This is a genomic window from Faecalibacterium butyricigenerans, assembly GCF_020687345.1.
GTDB classification, from domain to species: domain Bacteria; phylum Bacillota; class Clostridia; order Oscillospirales; family Ruminococcaceae; genus Faecalibacterium; species Faecalibacterium butyricigenerans.
The window spans coordinates 145751-168789 of sequence record NZ_JAJEQL010000001.1 but is presented as its reverse complement, the minus strand read 5'-3'; the positions used below and the strand labels follow the sequence as shown (position 1 = coordinate 168789).

The 23039-nt window shown below is 62.3% G+C and carries 14 protein-coding genes and 1 pseudogene; 10 read left to right on the top strand and 5 right to left on the bottom strand.

Features of this window, described 5'->3' with window-relative positions; all coding sequences use genetic code 11:
* Window positions 1–27: 27 nt before the first annotated feature.
* The 3 genes from LKD23_RS00780 to LKD23_RS00770 all read right to left on the bottom strand — a co-directional run bounded on the left by LKD23_RS00780 (window position 28) and on the right by LKD23_RS00770 (window position 5254).
* Window positions 28–1347 (bottom strand): glutamine synthetase family protein, encoded by a 1320-nt coding sequence (locus LKD23_RS00780; protein ID WP_227619901.1) that lies wholly within the window; start codon window positions 1345–1347, stop codon window positions 28–30.
* A 142-nt stretch (window positions 1348–1489) separates the two neighbouring features.
* Window positions 1490–3577 carry a glutamine synthetase III family protein gene (locus LKD23_RS00775; protein ID WP_227619900.1) on the bottom strand — a complete coding sequence of 696 codons (2088 nt, stop codon included), beginning with the start codon at window positions 3575–3577 and terminating at the stop codon, window positions 1490–1492.
* A gap of 447 nt (window positions 3578–4024) precedes the next feature.
* A complete protein-coding gene (locus LKD23_RS00770) occupies window positions 4025–5254 on the bottom strand; it encodes a class I SAM-dependent rRNA methyltransferase (protein WP_227619899.1) in 1230 nt (409 codons plus the stop codon).
* Between the two features lie 293 nt (window positions 5255–5547).
* Between LKD23_RS00770 and LKD23_RS00765 the strand changes: the two genes are divergently transcribed.
* From LKD23_RS00765 to LKD23_RS00750, 4 genes are all read left to right on the top strand, one after another.
* Entirely contained in the window at window positions 5548–6036 is a 489-nt protein-coding gene (locus LKD23_RS00765; protein ID WP_227619898.1) for a CYTH domain-containing protein, read from the top strand.
* A 142-nt stretch (window positions 6037–6178) separates the two neighbouring features.
* Complete coding sequence (locus tag LKD23_RS00760) at window positions 6179–6748, top strand: rhomboid family intramembrane serine protease (RefSeq protein ID WP_227619955.1); 570 nt, start codon at window positions 6179–6181, stop codon at window positions 6746–6748.
* A 231-nt stretch (window positions 6749–6979) separates the two neighbouring features.
* A complete protein-coding gene (locus LKD23_RS00755) occupies window positions 6980–9457 on the top strand; it encodes an efflux RND transporter permease subunit (RefSeq protein ID WP_227619897.1) in 2478 nt (825 codons plus the stop codon).
* A complete protein-coding gene (locus LKD23_RS00750; RefSeq protein ID WP_227619896.1) occupies window positions 9444–13229 on the top strand; it encodes a YhgE/Pip domain-containing protein in 3786 nt (1261 codons plus the stop codon). Before LKD23_RS00755 ends, LKD23_RS00750 begins: the two co-directional genes overlap by 14 nt.
* 240 nt (window positions 13230–13469) lie before the next feature.
* Here LKD23_RS00750 and LKD23_RS00745 read toward each other — a convergent pair whose 3' ends face one another.
* Window positions 13470–14336 (bottom strand): patatin-like phospholipase family protein, encoded by an 867-nt coding sequence (locus tag LKD23_RS00745; RefSeq protein WP_227619895.1) that lies wholly within the window; start codon window positions 14334–14336, stop codon window positions 13470–13472.
* A 301-nt stretch (window positions 14337–14637) separates the two neighbouring features.
* Between LKD23_RS00745 and LKD23_RS00740 the strand changes: the two genes are divergently transcribed.
* Window positions 14638–15231, top strand: coding sequence for a xanthine phosphoribosyltransferase (locus tag LKD23_RS00740; RefSeq protein ID WP_227619894.1), 594 nt, complete (start codon window positions 14638–14640; stop codon window positions 15229–15231).
* A 280-nt stretch (window positions 15232–15511) separates the two neighbouring features.
* Window positions 15512–15943: pseudogene (gene tenpIN, locus LKD23_RS00735) on the top strand (type III toxin-antitoxin system TenpIN family toxin); the annotation flags it as partial.
* 41 nt (window positions 15944–15984) lie between these two features.
* Here the strand turns inward: tenpIN and LKD23_RS00730 are convergent.
* Entirely contained in the window at window positions 15985–17862 is a 1878-nt protein-coding gene (locus LKD23_RS00730) for a peptidoglycan D,D-transpeptidase FtsI family protein (RefSeq protein WP_227619892.1), read from the bottom strand.
* 89 nt (window positions 17863–17951) lie between these two features.
* Here LKD23_RS00730 and LKD23_RS00725 point away from each other — a divergent pair, with 89 nt between their 5' ends.
* From LKD23_RS00725 to LKD23_RS00710, 4 genes are all read left to right on the top strand, one after another.
* Complete coding sequence (locus tag LKD23_RS00725; protein ID WP_227619891.1) at window positions 17952–19064, top strand: FtsW/RodA/SpoVE family cell cycle protein; 1113 nt, start codon at window positions 17952–17954, stop codon at window positions 19062–19064.
* Window positions 19065–19713: 649 nt separating this feature from the next.
* Window positions 19714–21060 carry a UDP-N-acetylglucosamine 1-carboxyvinyltransferase gene (locus LKD23_RS00720; RefSeq protein WP_227619890.1) on the top strand — a complete coding sequence of 449 codons (1347 nt, stop codon included), beginning with the start codon at window positions 19714–19716 and terminating at the stop codon, window positions 21058–21060.
* A gap of 89 nt (window positions 21061–21149) precedes the next feature.
* Window positions 21150–22319, top strand: a complete 1170-nt coding sequence (gene ftsZ, locus LKD23_RS00715) for a cell division protein FtsZ (protein WP_227619889.1) — start codon at window positions 21150–21152, stop codon at window positions 22317–22319.
* A gap of 19 nt (window positions 22320–22338) precedes the next feature.
* Window positions 22339–22908 (top strand): hypothetical protein, encoded by a 570-nt coding sequence (locus tag LKD23_RS00710; RefSeq protein WP_227619888.1) that lies wholly within the window; start codon window positions 22339–22341, stop codon window positions 22906–22908.
* The last annotated feature ends 131 nt before the right edge of the window (window positions 22909–23039 follow it).

The window sequence follows — 23039 nt, the reverse complement described above, 5'->3', positions numbered from 1 at the left end:
CTCACTCCTTTCTCATGTCATGCTGTCTCAGATGGCATTGAAGTAGTGGACGCGCTCGTATTCGATCGGGTCGGCGGCGCTCTTCAGCGCCTCGCACCGGCGCAGGGCCTCGGCGTAGTAGCGCCGACTCAGCTCGTCGGGCAGGAACTTGTGCAGGAACTCGCTGCCCTTGGCCACCTCCACGGCCTCTTCCAGCGAGGCGGGCAGGGTCTCGAGGCCGAGGCCGACGGCCTCGGCCGGGATAAAGAGGTTGCGGTTGACAGGGGCAGACAGCTGCATCCGGTTCTCGATGCCATCGAGGCCTGCCGCCAGCACGAGGCCGATGGCGAGGTAGGGGTTGCAGGCCGGGTCGGGGCTGCGCAGCTCCATCCGGCAGTTGTTGCCCCTCACCTGCGGGATGCGGATGAGCTGGCTGCGGTTCTGGCGGCTCCAGCTCACATAGCGGGGGGCTTCGTCACAGCCGAAGCGGAGGTAGCTGTTGGGCAGGGGGTTGGTGAAGGCCGTCAGCTCCCGGCTGTGGCGGAGGATGCCCGCCATGAAGCTGCCGGGGATGCTGTCGGGGGCGATGTCGCCCTCAAAGAGGTTCCTGCCATCCATGGACAGCGAGAAGTTGATGTGGAGTCCGCTGCCGGCCTGATCGGGCAGGGGCTTGGGCAGGAAGCTGGAGTGGAAGCCGTTGCTGGCGGCCACGGCCCGGACGATCTGCTTGAACAGGAAGATATTGTCGGCAGTCCGCAGGGGGCCTGCGTAGTGGAAATCGATCTCGTTCTGGCCGTGGCCGTTCTCGTGGTGGCTGTGCTGGGGCGCAAGGCCCATCTGCTCCATGGTCAGGCAGATGTCCCGGCGCAGGTTCTCGCCTGCATCCAGCGGGGCCACATCGAAATAGCCGCCTGCGTCGATGGGGATGCGGGAGGGACGGCCATGGTCGTCGTTCTCGAAGAGATAGAACTCGCACTCGGTGCCTACATTGCAGCTCAGGCCCAGATTTCGGAACCGGCGGTTGATGTCCCGCAGGAAGCCGCGGCAGTTGCCGCCGAAGGGGGCGTTGTCCGGCTTTTCCACGTCGCAGAAGAACTGCATCACCCGCCCCTCGGCGGTGCGCCAGGGCAGGATGGTCGTGGTGGACAGGTCGGGCCGGAGGACAAGGTCGCTCTCCTCCACATGCATGAAGCCCGCAATGGAGCTGCCGTCGAAGCAGACGCCCTCTTCCAGCGCCTTGGGCAGGTCGCTGGCCAGCACGGCGATGTTCTTCTGAACGCCAAAGATGTCACAGAACGCGAAGCGGACAAATTTTACGTTATTGTCCTCGACGAAATCGAGGATGTCCTGCTGTGTCGTATAGCTCATAGTGTGTCCTCTTAAAAAACGCCCAAAGGCCTGCCCCCATACAGGAGCAGGTCTTCAGGCTGGTGTAAGAAATAGGAAAAGGAGAATGGCTTAGAGAAGCGCCTCAGCCCAAGGTGCTTTATTCTGCGCTGATGCGAGAAGCTCAAACGTAGTAAAGCATCTTGCTGTAGCTGGGCAGAGGCCAGTAGTCCTCGCCGCAGATGGTCTCGGCGTCGTCAGCGGCGGCGCGGAGAGCGTCCATCTTGAGCAGCACATCGTCGTGGAAGGCGACGGCCTTTGCGCTCTCGTCGGAGAGGGCCTTGGCGGCATCGACGGCTGCCTGCAGCTCGTCGATGGCGTCGCTCATGGCGTCGGCATCGGCGGACAGGTGGCTCAGCGTCTTCGTCTCGCTGCGGACGCTCAGGCTCTCGCTGACGGCCAGCTTGGAGGCAGCGGTGTTGGCGACCTCGCTCATGTAGGCGTTGATGGCGGGCAGCAGCTGCTTGCGGGCCATCTCCAGCATGGTCAGGGCCTCGATGTTGATGATCTTGGAGTAGTGCTCCAGCTCGACCTCGTACCGGCTCTCCATCTCCACCTTGGTCAGGACGCCGAAGTCCTCCATCAGCTGGATGTTCTTCGGGTCGATGAGGGCGGGCAGAGCGGCGGGGGTGTTCTTCTTGTTGGGCAGGCCGCGCTTTGCTGCCTCGGCCTCCCACTCGGCGGTGTAGCCGTTGCCGTTGAAGATGACGCGGCGGTGGTCGCGGATGGTGCGCTTGATGAGGGCGATGGCGGCGCTGGTGAAGTCGTCGGCCTTCTCCAGCTCGTCGGCGTAGCCCTTCAGCTCCTTGGCGACAGCGGTGTTCAGGATGGTGTTGGCGTCGCTCAGGTTCTCGGCAGAGCCGGGCATACGGAACTCGAACTTATTGCCGGTGAAGGCAAAGGGAGAGGTACGGTTGCGGTCGGTGGTGTCCTTGCTGAACTTGGGCAGGACGTCCACGCCCAGATCCATCTTCATCTTGACGGGGCCGGCGTAGGGAGAATCGGAAGCGATGGCGTCGATGACGGCCTCCAGCTCTTCGCCCACGAAGATGGAGATGATGGCCGGAGGTGCCTCGTTGGCACCCAGACGGTGATCGTTGCCGGGGGTAGCGACGGAGGTGCGCAGCAGGTCGGCGTACTCATCGACTGCCTTGATGACAGCGGCGAGGAAGACGAGGAACTGCAGATTCTCCATGGGGGTGTCGCCCGGGTCCAGCAGATTCTCATGGGTGGTGGACATGGACCAGTTGTTGTGCTTGCCGCTGCCGTTGACGCCTTCGAAGGGCTTCTCATGCTGCAGGCAGACGAGGCCGTACTTGGGGGCCAGCTTCTTCATCATCTCCATCGTCAGCAGGTTGTGGTCGATGGCGACGTTGGTGGTATCGAAGATGGGGGCCAGCTCATGCTGGCAGGGGGCCACCTCGTTGTGCTTGGTCTTGGCAGGGACGCCCAGCTTCCACAGCTCCTCGTCCAGCTCTTTCATGAACGCGGAGACCTCAGGACGGATGACGCCGAAGTAGTGCTCTTCCAGCTCCTGACCCTTAGCCGAAGGTGCGCCAAAGAGGGTGCGGCCGGTGAGGATGAGGTCCTGGCGGGCCTCGTAGTCCTCCTTCTTGATGAGGAAGTACTCCTGCTCGGGGCCGACGGTGGTGGAGACGTAGTCCACATCCTTGCCGAAGAGCTTCAGCACGCGGATGGCCTGATTGGAGAGCGCGTTCATGGAGCGCAGCAGGGGAGTCTTCTTGTCCAGAGCCTCGCCGGTGTAGCTGACGAAAGCGGTGGGGATGCAGAGGACGTCGTCCTTCACGAAAGCGTAGCTGGTGGGGTCCCATGCGGTGTAGCCGCGGGCCTCACAGGTGGCACGCAGGCCGCCGGAGGGGAAGGAGGAGGCATCCGGCTCGCCGCGGACAAGCTCCTTGCCGTTGAACTCCATGATGGCGGTGCCGTCGCCCACGGGGGAGACGAAGCCATCGTGCTTCTCGCTGGTGATGCCGGTCAGAGGCTGGAACCAGTGGGTGTAGTGGGTGGCACCCAGCTCCATTGCCCAGCGCTTCATGACGCTGGCCACGACGTTTGCGACCTCGATGTCCAGAGGCGCGCCCTTGTGCAGGGTCTTCTCGAGGCTCTTATAGGTAGCGCTGGGAAGACGCTCCTTCATGACGTGCTCGTTAAAGACTTTGCTGCCGTAGATCTCCATAACATTTGCTGCCATAAATTCCTACTCCTTACTTGAACAAAATGCTTCAGCTTGCCGTGGATTTTTGCGCGGAGAGGGGAGACCTCTGCCCGCGAAATATCTGGTTAAATGAAACGACGCTGCGAGTCAGGAGGTGACTCACAGCGCCGTTGCTGTCTATGCGTTGATTATAGCCGAAGAGGCCGAAAAAGGCAATAGACAGATTTGACGATTCTGCACAAACCGACTCTCGAAATTTTGGAGTTTTGCGCGGAGGGTATGACTATTGCAAAGGCTCTCCCCTTGGGAGAGCTGGCGCGTGAGCGCCTGAGAGGGCAAGGATGCGGACGGGAAAGCACGGATGCTGCGATAACGCCGCTCTGACAAAGGGTGTTTGATTATCGCTGTGCGGAGGGTCTGTCATACCGGGCTTGCCCTCTCCGTCATTGCTCCGCAATGCCACCTCTCCCAAAGGGAGAGGCTTCAGATTACCTGAAACAGGAAAAACTTCAGATAATTCGTCTCCGGCACGCCCCAGAGGATGGGGTGGTCGGGGGCCTGCTGGCGGACTTCGATCTGGCGCAGCTGGCGGTGGGCGTCCTTGGCGGCGGAGCGGAGCATCTTGATGAACAGCTCCTCGGTGGCGAAGTGGGAGCAGCTGGCCGTGGCGAGGTAGCCGCCCCGGGGCAGGAGCTTCATGGCCCGGTAGTTGATCTCCTTGTAGCCGCGCATGGCGTTTTCCACGGTGCGGCGTGCCTTGGTGAAGGCAGGCGGGTCGAGGATGATGAAGTCGTAGGGGTGGCCCTCCTTCTCGAGGCGGGGCAGAAGCTCGAAGGTGTCCTCGCAGAGGAAGTCCATGTTGGTCAGGCCGTTGCGTGCGGCGTTCCGCTGGGCCATGGCGATGGCGTCGGCGCTGATGTCTGCCGCCGTGACCCGGGCCGCGCCGCCGCTGGCGGCGTTGAGGGCGAAGCTGCCGGTGTGGGTGAAGCAGTCCAGCACGGTGTGTCCGGCGGCGAGGCGTGCCACGGCCCGGCGGTTGTACTTCTGGTCGAGGAAGAAACCGGTCTTCTGGCCGTTCTCGAAATCGACGTGATAGTAGACGCCGTTCTCGCAGATCTCGGTCTGGGTGGAGGCGGGGTGCGTCTCACCCGGCAGTTCGAACCAGCCCTTGTTCTGCCCGAGGCCCTCCTTGGCGCGCAGAGCCTCGTCGTTCCGCTCGTAGATGCCGTCGATGGTCTGGCCGTCGGCCCGCAGCACCTCGACGAGGAGGGGGAAGAGGAGGGGCTTGAGCTTCTCCATCCCCACGCTGAGGGTCTGGGTGACGAGGATGTTGTTGAAGCGGTCCACGGTCAGGCCCGGGAACTGGTCGGCCTCACCAAAGATGACCCGGCAGGCCGAGAGGTCGTCCGGCTCAAGGACGGTCTTACGGTAGGCCCACGCATACTCCACCCGACGCCGCCAGAAGCTGGCGTCGAAGGTATCGTTGGCGTTGCGGGAGATGAGACGAACGCGGATCTTGCTCTTGAGGGAGACAAAGCCGGTGCCGAGGTAGGCACCCTTGGTGCTCACCACGTCGGCAAGAGTGCCGTTCTCCGGCTCGCTCTCGGGGAAGGCGAGGATGTCGTTTTCGTACACCCACGGGTGTCCGCCCACAAGGCTGGCCTCGGCTTTTTTATTTACTTTATAAATGGGGTAGGTGCGGTCTGATTTCATATGATTGCTCCTTGATGCTTTTTAAGGCTCTCCCTTTGGGAGAGCTGGCGCGAAGCGCCTGAGAGGGCAAGGATGCTGAAGGAAACGCACGGACGCTGTGACAGCATCGCTTTGACAAAGGAACTGCTTATCGCTGTGCGGAGACTCTGCCACAGGCGGCTTGCCCTCTCCGTCACCTTCGGTGACACCTCTCCCAAAGGGAGAGGCTTTTGCACGCGGTCGGCTGCTTCTTTATAATACCATAAAAGTGTGCTAGAATAAATACAAAAACCACCGAAAGGAAGGAAAACATCATGGAGATCGAGCGCAAATGGATGGTGACGGGCTGGCCGGAGGGGCTGGCGCTGGAGGAGGAGTTTGCTATGCGGCAGGGCTACATCAGCGTGCAGCCCACCGTCCGCATCCGGGAAGAGGCCCTCACCGGCGGAAAGACCAGCTATGTCCTCTGCTTCAAGTCGGGCGGCGGGCTGGCCCGGGAGGAGATCGAGCGGGACATCGACGAAGCACTCTTCCGCGACCTTGAGACGAAGATCATTGCGAAGCCCCTCATCCCGAAGCTCCGCCGCAGCTACCGGCTGCCCGACGGCGCGGTGCTGGAGGTGAACCATGTGGACGAGGGCCAGCCCACGGAGTTCTGGTACGCCGAGGTGGAGTACCCCACCGTGGAGGCCGCCCGCAGCTGGCAGCCGGAGGCCGTGGGCCTTGCAGACTACCTCCGGGACGAAGTCACCGACCAGCCCGGCCAGAGCATGGGTGCCTACTGGGTGCAGACCCGGGGCTGAAGGGTCGGAAAATCGGCTCCTCTGGCGGAAAAAATCTGGAAAAGCCTTGGAACTTATGGTATCATTGCTTCATCACGCAGCTTGCGGCCCGGACGGCCCGCTGGGAAAGAAGGAAACAGACACGAAACGACCTAAATTCACGCTGGCAGTCCAGTACAATTCGCCGGTCATCCTGACATTTTTCCTCCTCTCGCTGGGGGCACTGTTTCTGGGCCGGTACACTGGCGGCTGGACTACCACCCATCTGTTCAGCGTCTACCGCTCCTCGCTGAAAGACCCGCTGTTCTATTTCCGGCTCTTCGGCCATGTGCTGGGGCACGGCAGCTGGGATCACTTTATCAACAATATGCTCCTGCTGCTGGTGGTCGGCCCGCCGATGGAGGAGAAGTACGGCAGTCTGCCGCTTCTGAAGGGCATCCTGCTCACGGCCCTCATCTCGGGCGTATTGCAGTGCCTTCTGTTCCCCCGCACGGCCCTGCTGGGGGCGTCGGGCATCGTCTTCATGCTCATCATGCTGGCGTCCCTGTCCGGTTTTTCCGGCGGCATCCCGGTGACCATGCTGCTGGTGGCGGCGCTCTATCTGGGCCAGCAGATGTATGACATCATCTTTGTGCGGGACAACGTGGCCAACTTTATGCATATCGTCGGCGGCGTGTGCGGCACGGTGTTCGGCTATGTCAATGCAGGCCCGCGCAGGCGGCGCAGGCATTGAGGCACGCTTTGCTCTGGCAAAGAATGGGCCAATTTTATCATTCGCGCGGCTTTGTTGATTGCATTTTGACAGGTCGGGCTTTATTATATCATTTGTACAAATATTGCCGTGTGGATTTTAACAAAATCACCAAAAGTTGTGTATCAGACGGAGGTTGCTTATGAGACGACTGTGCAGCCCATCCCTGGGGATGAAACTGCCGACAAACCATCGTAAAGGAGGTCAGACGCTTTGAACGAACACGAAAAACCACAGATAGACTTTATGCACAAGCTTGCGCGCCAGATCGTAGAGCGCCGCAACCTTGTGTTCCTGTTCGTCGTTCTGGCGACCATTTTCACGGTATTCGCGGTGAAATGGGTCAAGGTCGAGACGGACATGACCACCTATCTGCCCAAGACCTCAGAGACACGTCTGGGTCTGGACATCATGGAGGATCAGTTCACGACCTACGGCTCTGCCGACGTCATGGTGGCCAACATCACCCCCGACGAGGCTGACGCGCTTTCCGATCAGCTCACCGAGCTGAAGGGCGTCCAGATGCTGGACTACGACGACACCACAGACCACTATAATAAGGACTCGGTATCGGCCCTCTACTCCATCACCTTCGACTACCCCGAGGAGGACGACCAGTGCCTCGAGGCCCTCGACCGGGTGAAGGAGTATCTGGCCGACTACGACATCTACGTCTCCACCTCGCTGGGCAACACCCAGCAGGAGACCATTGATGCCGAGGTGCGGGTCATCATGGTGTACGTCGCCGTCATCATTGTGGTGGTGCTGATCTTCACCTCCCAGACCTACGCCGAGGTGCCCGTCCTCATCCTCACCTTCGTGGTGGGCATGATCCTGAACATGGGCACCAACTTCCTGCTGGGCACCATCTCCTTCGTCTCCAACTCGGTGACGAACATCCTGCAGCTGGCCCTGTCGCTGGACTATGCCATCATCTTCTGCAACCACTTTAAAGAAGAGCACCAGACCATGCCGCTGAAGGAAGCTGTCATCGAGTCGCTGAGCAAGAGCATCCCGGAGATCAGCTCCAGCTCCCTGACCACCATCGGCGGTCTGGTGGCCATGCTGTTCATGCAGTTCAAGATCGGCGCGGATATGGCCACCTGCCTCATCAAGGCCATCCTCTTCTCGATGATCTCGGTGTTCGTGGTCATGCCTGGTCTGCTGATGCTCTTCGGCCCCTACATGGACAAGACCAAGCACAAGAACTTCGTGCCGGACATCCCCTTCGTGGGACGCTTTGCATGGCGTACCCGTAAGATCGTCCCCGCCATCTTCGTGGTGGTCATCCTCATCGCCTACCACTTCTCGAGCCTCTGCCCCTACGCCTACGGCTACGATGTCATCAAGGTGCCCAAGATGAACGAATCCCTCATCGCGGACCAGATGATCGAGGAGAATTTTACGAAATCCAACCTCGTGGCCCTCGTCTACCCTAAGAATGATGACTACAGCGTCGAGAAAAAGATGCTGGAGGAGCTGGAAAGCTACGACGAGATCGACCATACGCAGGGTCTGTCCAACATCGAGGCCCAGGACGGCTATATGCTGGAAGACAAACTCACCGCCCGCCAGTTCTCTGAGATGGCCGACCTCGACTACGAGGCCGCCCAGCTCGTCTACACCGCCTACGCCATCGAGAACGAGGAGTACGGCCAGATCATCGGCAACTTTGCCTCGTACCGGGTGCCCCTTGTGGATATGTTCCTCTACGTCTGCGACGAGGCCGACACCGGCATCGTCTCCCTCTCGCAGGAGGAACTGGACGACCTCCACGAGGCCCGGGAGAAGATGGAGAGCGCACTGGCTCAGTTGCAGGGCGACAAGTACAACCGCGTCCTCATCTACCTCAGCCCCTCGCTGGAGGCCGGCCAGACGACCTATGAGTTCACCGATACCATCCGCTCCATCGCCCGGAAGTATTACCCGGACGGCGAGCTGTACATGGCCGGTGACGCCACCAACGAGTACGATTTCCAGAAGTCCTTCGCCATCGACAACGTCGTCGTCAGCGTCGTGTCCATCTTCATCGTCCTGCTGGTGCTGCTGTTCACCTTCCAGTCGGTGGGCATGCCCCTGCTGCTCATCGTGGTCATTCAAGGCGCGATCTGGCTCAACTTCTCCTTCCCTTATTTCTCCCACACCAACCTCTACTTCATGGGCTACCTGATCGTCAGCTCCATCCAGATGGGTGCGAACATCGACTACGCCATCGTCATCGGTACCCGCTTCAGCGAGCTGAAGGACAAGATGGATCACGAGCAGGCCATGATCGAGACCATCAACTTTGCCTTCCCCACCATCCTGACCTCCGGCACGATCATGGCCGTGTCGGGCACCCTTATCGGCCAGATGACCTCCGACGCCTGCATCGTGGGCATCGGCCAGTGCCTTGGCCGAGGCACCATCATCTCCATCTTCCTCGTCCTCTTCGTCCTGCCCCAGATCCTGCTGGTTGGCTCTAAAATCGTCGATAAGACGAGCTTCGCCGTGCCCAAGCTGGTGGCACGCAGCAGCGGCAATGGCCGGATGCGGGTCAACGGCATCGTGCAGGGCGAGATCCACGGCTCTGTGGCCGGTACGATGAACGCCATCGTGGACGGTGACGTCCAGCTGACCGTTATCTCGGGCAATGTGGCGCAGGAACTGGATGACAACAGACCGCAGGAGGTGCAGAATGAAGAAGAATAAGCTGCTGCGCCGCCTGACGGCTGCGCTTCTGGCCGCTGTGCTGACGCTGAGCATCGCTCTGCCGGTGTTCGCGTCTGATGACAGCGATACCATTTACATCAACAGCGTCTCGGACCTGCTTTCGCTGGCCAAGAGCTGTGCCTACGATCAGTGGTCGGTGGGCAAGACCGTCGTCCTGCAGCAGGACCTCTCCCTTGAGGGGATGTTCTGGGCGCCCATCCCGTCCTTCAGCGGACAGTTCAAGGGCAACGGCCACACCATCTCCGACCTGACGGTGTCGGGCGAGTACTCCCCGGCGGGCCTCTTCGGCATCGTGGAGGAAAAAGGCTCCATCGAGTCCCTGAGCGTGCGGGGCGTCGTGTCCGTCTCGGACACCAAGGACACCACCACCGGCGGCATCGTGGGCATCAACCACGGCACCCTCATCAGCTGCCAGTTCACCGGCGTCGTCACCGGCGACAGCGAAGTGGGCGGTATCGTGGGCCGCAACGAGGCCGAGGGAACGATCGACCACTGTACCGCCCGGGCCATCGTCACCGGCAAGTCCGCCACCGGCGGCATCACCGGCTACAACCTCGGCGCGATTACCGGCTGTACGAACGTCGGCAGCATCAACACCGAGTATCAGGAGGCCTCACTGGATACCGACGGCTTCACGGCAAAAATGGTGGATTACATCAACAGTCGGAAGGCCAGCATCGACTCCTCCGACAACAGCGGCAGCTCCACCACCAATGTCGCCACCGATACCGGCGGCATCGCGGGCCGCTCCTCCGGCATGATCCTCACCAGCGTCAACACCGGCACCATCGGCTACGAGCACATCGGCTACAACGTGGGCGGCATCGTGGGCCGCACCGACGGCCTTGTGTCCGGCTGCGTCAATCAGGGCCGTGTGCTGGGCCGCAAGGACGTGGGCGGCATCGCCGGTCAGGCCGAGCCTTACCGGGAGCTGGACCTGTCCAAGGACACCATCCGCCGCCTCCGCTCCGAGCTGGATGTGCTGCGGGGCCTCGTGGACGACACCACCGGCGTCATCGAGAACTCCACCACCAGCATCTCCAATTCCTTCAACGCCATGACCAGCCAGATGGATACCGCTATTGCCACGGCCCGCCAGCTGGACGATCAGGCCAGCGACTACGGCGATGAGGTGGCCGACGAGATCGACCGTGCCTCCACTTTGCTGGCCGATACCCTCACCAAGCTGGAGCCGGTCATGGACACCGGCGAGGACGCCATGGCCAAGCTCGCCGAAGCCACCGGCAGCCTCAAGTGGGCCATCCGCGAGATGGCTGCGGAGATGCTGATGGCCTCCCGCGCCCTTGCCAAGACCAGCGACAGTCTGGATAAGGTGTCAGACGCCGCCGCAGATAACCGCGACGGCCTGCATGGTATCTCCAACGGCATCAAGAAGCTGCTGGAATCCATCAACACCGGCGACGACACTGCCGCCTCGCAGGCCATCTCCGGCATCCTCTCGGCCTACGACTCCCTCTCCCCGGATACAAAGTCCGATCAGAACCTCAAGACCGGCATCGAGCTGCTGAAAGTGGCCAACTCTGTGGCCAGCGTCTTTACGCTGGGCAGCGGCCTCTCTCCGGCCATGAAGGCCGTCACCGCAGGCATGGGCCTGCTGCGGACGGCATCCCTCCTGTCCAACGACAGTGACATCGCCCGTGCGACCTCTCAGATCGCCAGCGCCATCGGAACCATCTCCACCATCACGACCCAGATGGGCGGCATCGTGGGCAGTGCGGCTAAGGCCGTCTCTGCCGCCGACCATCCCGAGCTGGCGTCGGCCCTGAACAAGACCTCTGACGCCCTGACCGGGATGGGCAGCATCACCGACGACATCATGGGCAGCATCAAGGACTGGGTCGGCGGTTTGGACGGCGCAGATGACATCAAGAGCGGCATTGAAAGGCTGAGAGATGCGTCCGATAAGCTCAGCGATGGCATGGACGACCTGAGCGATTCCATCGACCTGCTCAAGACCGACGCCGCCCTCACCAGTGCAACGCTGGTCCATACCTCTGTGGCGCTGGGCCAGCTGCAGGACGGCCTCGGCGGGCTGACCGATATGATGAGCCAGACCCGCGACATCCTCCACTGGCTCAACCAGCAGGACCCCATCAAGGTGCCTCGTCCCTCGGCGGAGCTGACCAACACCAAGGACTCCCTCTTTGATGCGGTCAGCGGCCTGACCGATAAGATGGAGGACATCAACAGCACCGTGCGGACCTCCAGCGAGCAGCTGACCGCCAAGATGCGGGCCGTGACCGCACAGGTCAGCGTCGTGTCCAACCTGATGCTGGACGCCGTGCAGGAGATCAGCGACCCGGGCAGCAAGACCATCTATGAGGATGAGTCCGAAGAACTCATCGCCGCCCAGTCCGACGGCAAGATCGAGAACAGCATCAACCGGGGCACCATCGACGCCGACATGAACGTAGGCGGCATCGCCGGCACCATGGGCGTCGAGAACCTGCTGGACCCCGAGGAGGACAACAAGGACGAGGGCACCTCGCTCCTGCGCACCTCTTACACCGTCAGCGCCGTCCTCATCGGCAACACCAACGAGGGCAGCGTCACCGCCAAGAAGGACATGGTCGGCGGCATCGTGGGTCAGGAGGAGCTGGGCCTTGTGACGGCCTGCGAGTCCTACGGCGACGTCACCGGCGTCAATCAGGTGGGCGGCATCGCTGGTGCGGCCAGCGCAAAGCTCCGCAGCAACTGGGCAAAATGCGCCCTCAGCGGCGAGAAGTACATCGGCGGCATCGTGGGTCAGGGCAGCGACAGCGACCTCACCGACGGCAGCCTTATCGCCATCAACAACCGCGCCCTCGTCTCGGTGCTGGCAGGCCAGCAGTATGTGGGCGCCATCTCCGGCGGTCAGGACGGCAGCTTCGTGGGCAACCTCTTCGTCTCCGACGACCTGCAGGGCATCGACCGCCTGAGCCGGGCCGGGCAGGCCGAGCCGGTCACTTATGAGACCCTGCTCGCGCAGGAGGGCCTGCCCACGGCCTTCCGCAAGCTGAACCTCGTCTTCAAGGCTGACGGCCACACCATCAAGAAGATCAGCTTCGACTACGGCGCGTCCTTCACGGAGGCCGACTACCCGGAGATCCCCCAGAAGGAGGGCTACTACGCCGAGTGGAGCACCCCCGTGCTGGATGCCCTCCACACCGACACCGTAGTGAATGTGGAGTACACCTCCTACATCCCGGCGCTTGGCAGCAGCGTGACCCGTGAGAACGGTCGCCCGGTCTTCTATGTGGACGGCTTCTTCGGCGGCTCCAACGCGGTGCAGGTCACCCAGCAGGACATCACAGCCGACGTCCATGGCGTCACCGAGCAGTGGCTGCTGGAGTTCACCGACGACGGCAACGAGACCCATCAGATCCGCTACCTGACCCCGGGCAAGGCCGAGGGCAAGGTCTACGTCAAACAGGCCGACGGCAGCTGGCAGCGAGTGGAGACGGGCAGCTTCGGCAGCTACACCACCTTCACCGTCACCGGCACCGAAGTGGAAGTGGCCTTTGTGCCCAGCAAACTTCCCGTCTGGGCGTTCTGCGCCGGCGGCGCGGCCCTGCTGGTGCTGCTCCTGCTGCTGGCAAAGCGCATTCGCAGCAAGCGCAGCCCCAAGGGCGGCAAGCCCGAAAAGGAGAAAGCGCCCCGCAAGGAGAAGAAGGGCGGAAAAGCAGCAGCGGACGCCTCCGCGCCCGCCGATGAACTGGATACGCCCATCTCCGAGACCGATGTCCCGTAAGAGATAAAAGCAAAGCAGGCCTCCGCCCGGAAGGGCGGAGGCCTGCTTTTTTCTGTTAGGGGATAACCTCTCCGTCAGCGCTTACACGCTGCCACCTCCCCTACCGAGGGGAGGCCTTGGCATGGCGGAAAGCTTTATCTCTTCGCCAGAGGCTCCCCTACTAGGGGAGCTGTCTGCGAAGCAGACTGAGAGGTTGGACAAAGAGGCGGCTGACCGTGAACCGTAGGCGTGACGGAGAGGTTATTCCTCCATCGCCTTCACTTCATTCAGGAAAGCCTCGATCTTATCCAGCTGATTCTCCGCCACGGCGCGGCCGGTATCGTAGACCCGGCGCAGCTGGGCGGGGTCGCGCTCCATGGCGCCGATCTCCAGCGGGATAGGCGGGCGGATGACAAAGTCTCTGCCGGTGGATTCCTGCATGGCGATGTAGGAGAGCGTCTCGTTGTACCGCTCGTGGCGGTCGGCCACCGCCGCCACGAAGGCAGGGTAGCGCAGATACCGTGCCCGGATGGCAGGAAGGAAGGGATTCTTCTTTTTTACGAAGCCTTTGGGCTGGGTCAGGATGATGATATTGCGCTTGTAGCCCAGACTCTCGAAGAAGCGGACGGGGATGGAGTCAGCTACGCCGCCGTCCAGAAGGGCATAGTGGCCGATCCGGACGGCCTTGGCGGCCAGCGGCATGGACGCCGAGGCCTCCATCCAGCGCACGTCCTCGGCATCGCCGGTGCGGCACTTGTGGTAGATGGGCTCGCCGGTGCGAAGGTCGGTGCAGACGACAAAAAAGTCCATCGGCGAGGCGTGGAAAGCCTCCTCGTCGAAGGGGTCGAGTTTTTCCGGCACGATGTGGTAGCAGAAATCCTCGCTATAGAGATTGCCGGTGCGCAGCAGGTTGCCGAAGCTGGCATACCGCTTGTCGTCGCAATACTCGGTGTTGTAGCGGATGACGCGCCCGATCTGATGAGACTTGAAGTTGCAGCCGAACACTGCACCGGCGGATACCCCGATGGTGCCGTCGGTGGTGAGGCCGTGCTCCATGAGAACATCGAGGACGCCTGCGGTGAACATCCCGCGCATGGCACCGCCCTCTAATACTAGCCCTGTTTTCATATGGTGACTCCTTTTTTCTGGCGCGGCCCCCACAGGCCGCAGCAGCCGTTTCCGGTTGCTACCAGTATACTCGATTTTGCGCAGAAAACAAGAGAAAACGGAAGAAATCTGTCCCCGGATGGACGCGCCTCGGAGCACGGGAAAGGGCAAAGTCGTACTTTTAACGCAAAGCGCTGAAAAAACCGGGGAGAAGAGGCGAAATTTGGGCAGAAAGGGCCTTGCCAACAGGGGCGGCTTCCGGTATACTGATATGAAATATCGACCGTTTTGTGACAGGAGATCAGGGAGGAAGAGACAGAACATGAAAATGCTGGAAGACCGCATCCGCAAAGACGGCATCGTCCGCGAAGGCAACGTGCTGAAGGTGGACAGCTTCATCAACCACCAGATGGACATCCCGCTGTTTCGGGAGATGGCCAAGGAGTGGAAGCGCCTGTTCGCGGGCAAACCCATCAACAAGGTGCTCACCATCGAGGCCAGCGGCATCGGCATCGCGGCTGTGGTGGCCAGCGAGTTCAACGTGCCGGTGGTGTTCGCCAAGAAGTCTATGAGCATCAACCTCGACTACGACAACTACGAGACGAAGATCCAGTCCTTCACCCACAAGAAAATTTACAACGTCATCGTCTCCAAGAAGTTCCTCACCCCGGAGGACCACGTCCTCATCATCGACGACTTCCTTGCCAACGGCTGCGCCCTGATGGGTCTGCTGGAGCTGACCGAGAAGGCCGGTGCCGCCGTGGAGGGCATCGGCATCGCCGTCGAGAAGGGCTTCCAGCAGGGCGGCGAGCTGATCCGCAGCAAGGGCATCCAGCTGGAGAGCCTCGCCATCGTCGATGCCATGGACAGCGCCACCGGCGAGATCACCTTCCGCGACCAGCCGCAGCAGAGCTAAAAAAGCATTGCACTTTCGTGAAAAACATGATATAATATAGGTGAGAAAAGGCCGCAGGGCAATTTCTCCTTCGCTGAAGAAGACGAGTGACGGTTCTGACTCGTCGGTAAAATAAAAATTGACCGAGCGATGATGATGTGTGACGGTTCTGACACATCGGTAAAATAAAAATTGACCGGGCGAAGCGTTCAGGCGGGGTCAGCTGAAAGGCTGGCCCCGTTTTTTGCGAAAGAGGCAGGATATGGAATTTGAAGTTGCGATCTATTAGCTCTCGGCAGAATTTATCCGGAACTATCCGTCCCAGCGGTATCCAGAGCTGATGTATAAGAAGGGCAGACCTTATAGCTGTCTGCTCATCGACCTGCATTTGGACTATTTCATCTGCGTGCCCTACCGCTCCTCCATCCATCATAAAAACGCCTTCTTCTTCTGCGGGACAGAGCGCTCCCGCCGCACAAGGTCAGGACTGGATTACTCCAAGATGGTGCTGGTGGAAAAGGCAGAATACCTTGACGGCGCAAATGTGGTGGTGGACCAAGATGAGTACAACGAAACGATCCGCAGCATCAGGAAGATCGCCGGAGAGGCGCTGGACTATCTGGAAGACTACATCCACCATGTAGACGGAAGCCGCCCGCTCCATCCCAGAGAGTATATGCGAAGATATCAATATTCCACTCTGCCTTATTTCCACGATGTCATGAAGATATGAGAAAAGACCGCCTCCGGGCGGTCTTTTCTTTTGCGAAAAAATCACGCCCCATCGAAGCTGTCTCCATCCTCGGGGAGGTCGGCGGAGGTCTCAGCGGTGGAGGGAGCAGGGAGGCTGGCCCGGGGGATGCCCTTATAGACCAGCGTCTGCTCAAGGACCTCGGCGCAGACCGGAGCCGAGAGGCTGCCTCCCGCCGTCGTCCAGCTGTGAGGCTCATCGAGACAGACGAGGCAGAGGAACTGGGGGTCGTCGATGGGGGCCACGGCCACGAAGCTGGCGATCCGGGCTTTCTCGTCGGCGCTGTCCAGCTTCTGGCTGGTGCCGCTCTTGCCGCCCACCCGGTAGCCCGGGATCTGGGCGTTCCGTCCGCCGCCGTAGAGTACCACCGCCTCCATCATCTCCCGCATGGTGCGGGAGGTCTCTTCCTTGAGCACCCGGCGGCGGCAGACCGGGGCGAGATGGTCGATGACCTCTCCCTCCGGGCCGAGGATGTCCGAGACGACATAGGGCTGCATCAGCCGCCCGCCGTTGACCACGGCGCAGACCGCCGCCGCCATCTCGAGGTAGGAGACCTTGCTGCTCTGGCCAAAGGCGCAGGAGGCCAGCTCCACAGGCCCCATCCGCTCGGCGGTGTAGTAGAGGCTCTTTTTCGGCTCGGCAGGCAGGTCGATGCCGGTGGGGGAGCGGAGTCCGAAGGCCTCGAAGTAGTCGCAGAAGGCCTCTTTGCCCAGCCGTGCACCGATCTGGATGAAGCTCTGGTTGCAGGAGTTTTCCAGCGCCTGCGTCACGGTCTGCGCCCCGTGGCGCTTGTGGTTGGCACAGTGGAAGCGGGTGCCTGCTACCGAGATGGAGTCGCCGCAGTAGAAGCTGGAATGTTTGCCGATGGCCCCGGTGTCCAGCGCCGCCGCGCAGGTGATGAGCTTAAAAACGCTGCCCGGCTCGTAGAGGTCGCTGACGGCCTTGTTCCGCCACTGGGTCTGCTGGGCCAGCTGGAGCGCTGCCGCCCGCTCGCTGCCGGTCAGACCCTCCACGGCCTCCCGGGCGGCTTTGTCAGCGATCACCCGGGGCTGATTGGGGTCGTAGGAGGGAGTGGTGGACATGGCCAGCACTGCCCCGGTGTTCACGTCCATGACGATGCCCACGGCCCGGGCCGCCACATGGTGCTCCTTCACCGCGTAGCCCAGCGCGTTCTCGAGGTAGTGCTGGATGTTCGTGTCGATGGTGAGGCGGAGGCCGTCCCCCTCGGTGGGCGGGATCTCTGTCTCATAGCTCTGCTCGAGGGTGTAGCCCCACGCATTCACGGCGGTCAGCACCACGCCGTTCTCGCCGGTGAGCAGGTCGTCATACTTCAGCTCGAGGCCCGAGACGCCTGCGTTGTCCACGTTGGTGAAGCCCAGCACTGACGCGAGAAATTCTCCCTGCGGATACCAGCGCTTGGAATCCTGCTGGATGCGGATGCCGGTGATGCCGTTGGCCTCGCAGAAGTCCCGGACGGCGTCGGCGGTCTGACGGTCCACCCGGTAGCGGAGAAGACAGTCGTTGGAGCGGCGGTCGCTGAACTTTTCCAGCAGCTTCTTTTCGTCCAGCGCCAGAAGGTCGGAAAGGCCCTTGGCCGCAAGGGGAAGGCGGTCTTCCGGCATCTCCCGGGGGGAGGCCCGGAGGGTCCAGCAGCTGCTGTTGGCCGCGAGAAGGAGGCCGTCGGCGCTGGTGATGCGGCCCCGGTCGGCGGGGACGACGGTGTCCCGCAGCTGCTGGCCGAGGGCGCGCTGGGCGTACCAGCCGCCGCCCACCACCTGCAAAAACAGCAGCCGCACCGCCAGCCCGAGGCAGATGAGACAAAACACCCCCGCCACAAGCCCCGCCCGGGCGCGGAAGTCCCGCTCCGGCAGGGTGCGCAGGGTGTCGGAATCGTTTGACATGACAGCACCTCCCTCTCTACAGGATATGCGGCGGTCGGTGTGACTAGCCGCCCGGGCAGCTGCGTACACTAAAGGGAAGGGGGGAGAGGATGAAAAAGCTGTTGCGCCCGATGCCCGGCATGGACCTGCCGTTTTTGATCTTGGTGCTCACGCTGGTGGGCTTCGGGCTGGTGATGCTGGCCAGCGCGTCCAGCGCCGTGGCCCTCTACCGGCGGGGGGATGCGTGGGCCTACCTGCGGCCTCAGCTGCTCTATGCGGCGCTGGGGCTGTGCGGCATGGGGCTGGCCAGCCGGGTGGACTACCACATCTTCCACAAGCTGGCATGGCCGGTGCTGGGGCTGTCGCTGGTGATGCTGACGGCGGTGCTCTTCATGCCCGAGTACAACGGCTGCAAGCGGTGGCTGGTCATCCCGGGGCTGGGCACTTTGCAGCCCAGCGAGATTGCAAAGTTCGCGGTGGTGCTGGTGTTTGCCCACATCATCGCGCTGAACCACGACCGGATGAAGGATTTCAGCGTGGGAGTGCTGCCCTTCGCGCTGGTGCTGGGGGTGGTGGCAGCGCTGATGCTGCTGGAACCCCACCTCTCAGGCACCGTCCTTATCCTCGGCATCGGGGCGGTGCTGATGTTCGTGGGGGGCACGGGGCTGCGGTGGTTCTTGCTGGCAGGGGCAGGCGGCATCGGAGCCGTTGCGGCGGCAGTGGCCGTCATGCCCGACCTCGTGCCCTACGCCGCCGACCGGCTGCGGTCGTGGCTCGACCCCTTCGCCGACCCACTGGGGGACGGCCACCAGACCATCCAGAGCCTCTATGCCATCGGCTCGGGCGGGGCCGCCGGCCTCGGACTCGGCAGCAGCCGCCAGAAGCATCTTTTTGTCCCCGAGCCGCAGAACGACTTCATCTTCTCCATCGTCTGCGAGGAGCTGGGCTTCGTGGGGGCCTGTGCAGTGGTGGGGCTGTTCGTGCTGCTGCTGTGCCGGGGCATCGTCATCGCTGCCCACGCCCCCGACCGCTTCGGGGCGCTGCTGGTGGTGGGGTTCGTGGTGCAGGTGGCGCTGCAGGCTGTTCTGAACGTGGCCGTCGTCACCAACACCATCCCCAATACCGGCATCTCCCTGCCCTTTTTCTCCTCAGGCGGCACCAGTCTCATGATGCTGCTGGGAGAGATGGGGGTGGTGCTGGGGGTATCGCGGTATGAGGCTTGACCGCGCGCAAAAGCCTCTCCCTTTGGGAGAGGTGTCTGCGCAGCAGACGGAGAGGGCAAGGGCGTTGACAAAGAATATTGACCCCGCGACAGCATCGCTCTGATAAAGGGGCCGCTTATCGCTGCACAGCGGCTCTGTCGTGCTGTCATTGCCCTCTCAGGCGCTCACGCGCCAGCTCTCCCAAAGGGAGAGCCGACCGGCTTTGCGTTTGTAAACTTTCTGCACCCTGCTTGACTTTTAGGCGGGAGAGCGTATAATAAAAGTGCAGAGACAAGAGGATGTTCATGGTCCTCACCAAAAGAAAAGACCCCCCTTCCGGAGCGGCAACTCCAAAAGGGGGGTCCTTTTTTAGTGCTTGCGGCCCTTCAGCCATCCATCAAGCCACTTGCAGATGTAGTGAGACACTACATTTGCTGCGATGGACAGAAGCAGAGACATAAATAAGTCCATGGTCGTTCACCTCCCTCCCATCTGGTAATGGGCGGACGAGGCCGCAGAACAAGTATAACATATCTTTCGACGAAAAGAAACAGAAAATGGCGCTTTGCGCCAGCTCCCCAAAAGGGAGAGTCTTTTGCCAAAACTGCAAACATATTTCTCCGCCTCCGCATACTGTGGGGTATCTTTTCGAGAACGGGGGGCCGGGGATATGACACAGGAGAGCGGGCGGATCTGGGTGATGGGCGGGAGGCCGCTGAACGGGACGGCGGCGGTGCCTGCGGCGAAAAACAGCGTGCTGCCGCTCCTTGCGGCGGCGCTGCTCTGCCGGGGGACGGTGCGGGTGCGGGCTGTCCCGGCCCTGTCGGACGTGGAGTGCTGCCTTGCGCTGCTGCGGGGAGCAGGGTGTGACGCCCGGCGGCAGGGGGCGGACGTAGTCGTCAGCGGCACGCCGGTGTGCAGCACTCTGCCGGGGGACGCTGCCGCTCGGATGCGGGCCTCCATCCTCTTCTGCGCACCGCTGCTGGCGCGGCTGGGCCGGGCCGAGACCTCCCTGCCCGGGGGCTGCCCCATCGGCCAGCGGCCCATCGACCTGCACCTCGAGGGGCTTGGCCGGATGGGGGCGAAAGAGCTGGATGCCGGGGCGGGACGGCTGGTGCTGGCCGCGCCGGGTGGGCTTCACGGGGCTGACTTCACCCTCCGTTTCCCCAGCGTGGGGGCTACCGAGACCCTGCTGCTGGCTGCTGTCTGTGCCCGGGGCACCACGGTGCTGCGGGGGGCTGCGCGGGAGCCGGAAATATCCGACCTTGCGGATTTCCTCCGCCGCTGCGGCGGACAGATCGAAGGGGCGGGGACATCTACCATCCGCATCGAGGGGCGGCGGGTGCTCTCCGGCTGCGATTTTTCGCCTCTGCCCGACCGCATCTTCGCCTCCACGCTTGCCTGCGCCGCTGCTGCAGCCGGAGGGCGGGTGGAACTGGCCGGATGCCCGCCCGGACTCTACGAGCCGGTACTGGAAATTCTGGAACAAATGGGCTGCACCGTGAAGCGGGGAGCAGACCGGGTCGAAATAGCCCGCTTCGGACGGCTGTATGGGGTGGGCAGGGTCTTCACAGGGGTGTATCCGGGCCTCGCCACCGACGCTGCGCCCCTGCTGGCTGCCGCCATGCTCTGCGCCGAGGGGGAGAGCAGCATCGAGGACGTCGTCTTCGAGGAGCGCTTCGGCTGCGCAGAGGGCTTTGAGCGGCTGGGCGGGCGGGCAAAACGGGCCGGACGGGTGCTCTCCGTCGGCCCGCTGCCAGAGAGCGGCCTGCACGGAACCACCCTTATGGCCCCCGACTTGCGGGGCGGTGCCGCACTGGTCCTTGCCGCCCTTGCGGCAGGAGGAAAGAGCTGGGTGGAGGACACCCGTCATATCGACCGGGGTTACGCGGGCCTGACGGAGACGCTGGCCGCGCTCGGGGCACGAATTGGGAGAGAAATGACCCCTGCTCCGGGCTGTGTGAAAAAAATACCAGCTAAAAACCAGAATAGACTTGCATTCGGGGCAAAAAGATGATACGATACTGTTATATAGTAGCTTCAGTATGCGTATAATCCTGCGCGCGCAGGCGCGGGTCACGATAAAATCCGATGGAGGACAATGATATGGCACTCATGCTCGACGAAGAAATGGACGAAAACGTAACGACGATAAAGGTCATCGGCGTGGGCGGCGGCGGCGGCAACGCCGTCAACCGCATGGTCAGCGACGGCCTGCAGGGCGTCGAGTTCATCGCAATGAACACCGACCAGCAGGCTCTCTCCAAGAACCATGCTGCAACGAAAGTACAGCTCGGCTCCAAGCTCACCAAGGGCCGCGGCGCAGGTGCCGACCCTGAGATCGGCCAGCGCGCTGCTGAGGAGAGCAAGGACGAGATCGCAAACGCCCTGAAGGGCTCTCAGATGGTCTTCATCACCGCCGGTATGGGCGGCGGCACCGGCACCGGCGCAGCCCCCGTGGTGGCCGAGGTGGCACACGATCTGGGCATCCTGACCGTGGGCATCGTCACCAAGCCCTTCTCCTTTGAGGGCAAGCGGAAGATGGGTCTGGCCGAACAGGGCATCGCCAACCTGCTGATGCACGTGGACAGCCTCATCGTCATCCCCAACGAGCGCCTGAAGATGATCAGTCAGGAGAAGATCACCCTGATGAACGCCTTTCAGGCAGCCGACAATGTGCTGCGTCAGGGCGTCGAGTCTATCTCCGCCCTCATCAACGTGCCGGCTTTCATCAACCTCGACTTCGCCGACGTGCGCTCCATCATGAAGGACGCCGGTTACGCCCATATGGGCGTCGGCAGCGCCAAGGGCGCAGGGAAGGCTGAGAACGCCGCCAAGGCTGCCATTTCCTCCCCGCTGCTGGAGACCAGCATCGCCGGCGCACACGGCGTCATCATCAACATCACCTCCAGCCCCGACATCGGTCTGGAGGACGTGGAGACCGCTGCAGGCCTCATCACCCAGAGCGCTCACCCCGATGCCAACATCATCTGGGGTACTGCCTTCGATGAGAACCTGTCGGACGAGATGCGGGTCACGGTCGTGGCTACCGGCTTCGACAATAAGGCCGCGGACGGCCTGCGCAGCACCCTCGGCACTTCTGCCGCCGGTGCCGCAGCACCCGGCGTCACCGCTTCCGCCCCCAGCGCAGTCTTCAGCGCCGAGGTCAACACCCCCTCTGCCGCTTCCGGCACCGCTGCCGCCAAGCCCGTGGAGGAGAGCAGCGACACCAGCTATTATGACGACCTGCTGGCGATCCTGAACAAGCGGAGATAAACACAAGGAGGCCCCGACCGTGGAGCAGCAGGAGACCAAGCTGCCGTTGGAATGGCTGAGCAGCCGCCGGACCCCGGAGCTGCATCGGCTCGAGGCGCTCTGCCGGGAGACTGCCCGGGAGGAGCGCTGCGCCCAGCGCAGACTGCAGGAGGTGGAAGAAGCCATGGCACCCGAACCGGAGCGGTCATGCCCTGCCCCTGCGCCCGAGGCGGCGGAACGGGCCAAGCTTGAGCAGCTGAGCCGTCAGCTCAACGCTGCCAACGCCGAGCTGCGCCGCTATGAGACGCGGATGTTCGCCTACGAGCGCACTATTCTGGCCCTGCGGAAGGAGAACGCCGACCTGAGCGCCCGGTGCGATGTGCTGCACGCCGAGGTGGAGAAGCTGGCTGCGGAGGCTCTCAAGCCCCTGCCGGAGCTGCCCCCTCTGCCCACCATCTCCTTCCCCGGGGACGAAAAGAAGGACGCAGAGCAGCCCCCGGAGGCCGCTGCGCCTGCCCCTGCGCCTCCGGCTGCCCCGGCCCGGCCCAAGACCCGCCTCGAACATCTCGGCGATGAGGTGCTGGCTCAGCTGGCGAGGCTGATGCCGTAGCCCTCTCAGTCACCTTCGGTGACAGCTCCCCCAAAGGGGGAGCCATTGGCAAGTCGGGCAGCCTTGTGCTGAACGCTTAGAGTTTAATATCACGTAAAATATAGTGCCCTGCTACAGAGATTCACAACAGC

Excerpts from the sequence above, each read along its gene's own strand:
- LKD23_RS00780 (WP_227619901.1), bottom strand. The coding sequence starts at position 1,347 with ATGAGCTATACGACACAGCAGGACATCCTCGATTTCGTCGAGGACAAT.
- LKD23_RS00775 (WP_227619900.1), bottom strand. The coding sequence starts at position 3,577 with ATGGCAGCAAATGTTATGGAGATCTACGGCAGCAAAGTCTTTAACGAG.
- LKD23_RS00770 (WP_227619899.1), bottom strand. The coding sequence starts at position 5,254 with ATGAAATCAGACCGCACCTACCCCATTTATAAAGTAAATAAAAAAGCC.
- LKD23_RS00765 (WP_227619898.1), top strand. The coding sequence starts at position 5,548 with ATGGAGATCGAGCGCAAATGGATGGTGACGGGCTGGCCGGAGGGGCTG.
- LKD23_RS00750 (WP_227619896.1), top strand. The coding sequence starts at position 9,444 with ATGAAGAAGAATAAGCTGCTGCGCCGCCTGACGGCTGCGCTTCTGGCC.
- LKD23_RS00745 (WP_227619895.1), bottom strand. The coding sequence starts at position 14,336 with ATGAAAACAGGGCTAGTATTAGAGGGCGGTGCCATGCGCGGGATGTTC.
- LKD23_RS00740 (WP_227619894.1), top strand. The coding sequence starts at position 14,638 with ATGAAAATGCTGGAAGACCGCATCCGCAAAGACGGCATCGTCCGCGAA.
- LKD23_RS00730 (WP_227619892.1), bottom strand. The coding sequence starts at position 17,862 with ATGTCAAACGATTCCGACACCCTGCGCACCCTGCCGGAGCGGGACTTC.
- LKD23_RS00725 (WP_227619891.1), top strand. The coding sequence starts at position 17,952 with ATGAAAAAGCTGTTGCGCCCGATGCCCGGCATGGACCTGCCGTTTTTG.
- LKD23_RS00720 (WP_227619890.1), top strand. The coding sequence starts at position 19,714 with ATGACACAGGAGAGCGGGCGGATCTGGGTGATGGGCGGGAGGCCGCTG.
- ftsZ (WP_227619889.1), top strand. The coding sequence starts at position 21,150 with ATGGCACTCATGCTCGACGAAGAAATGGACGAAAACGTAACGACGATA.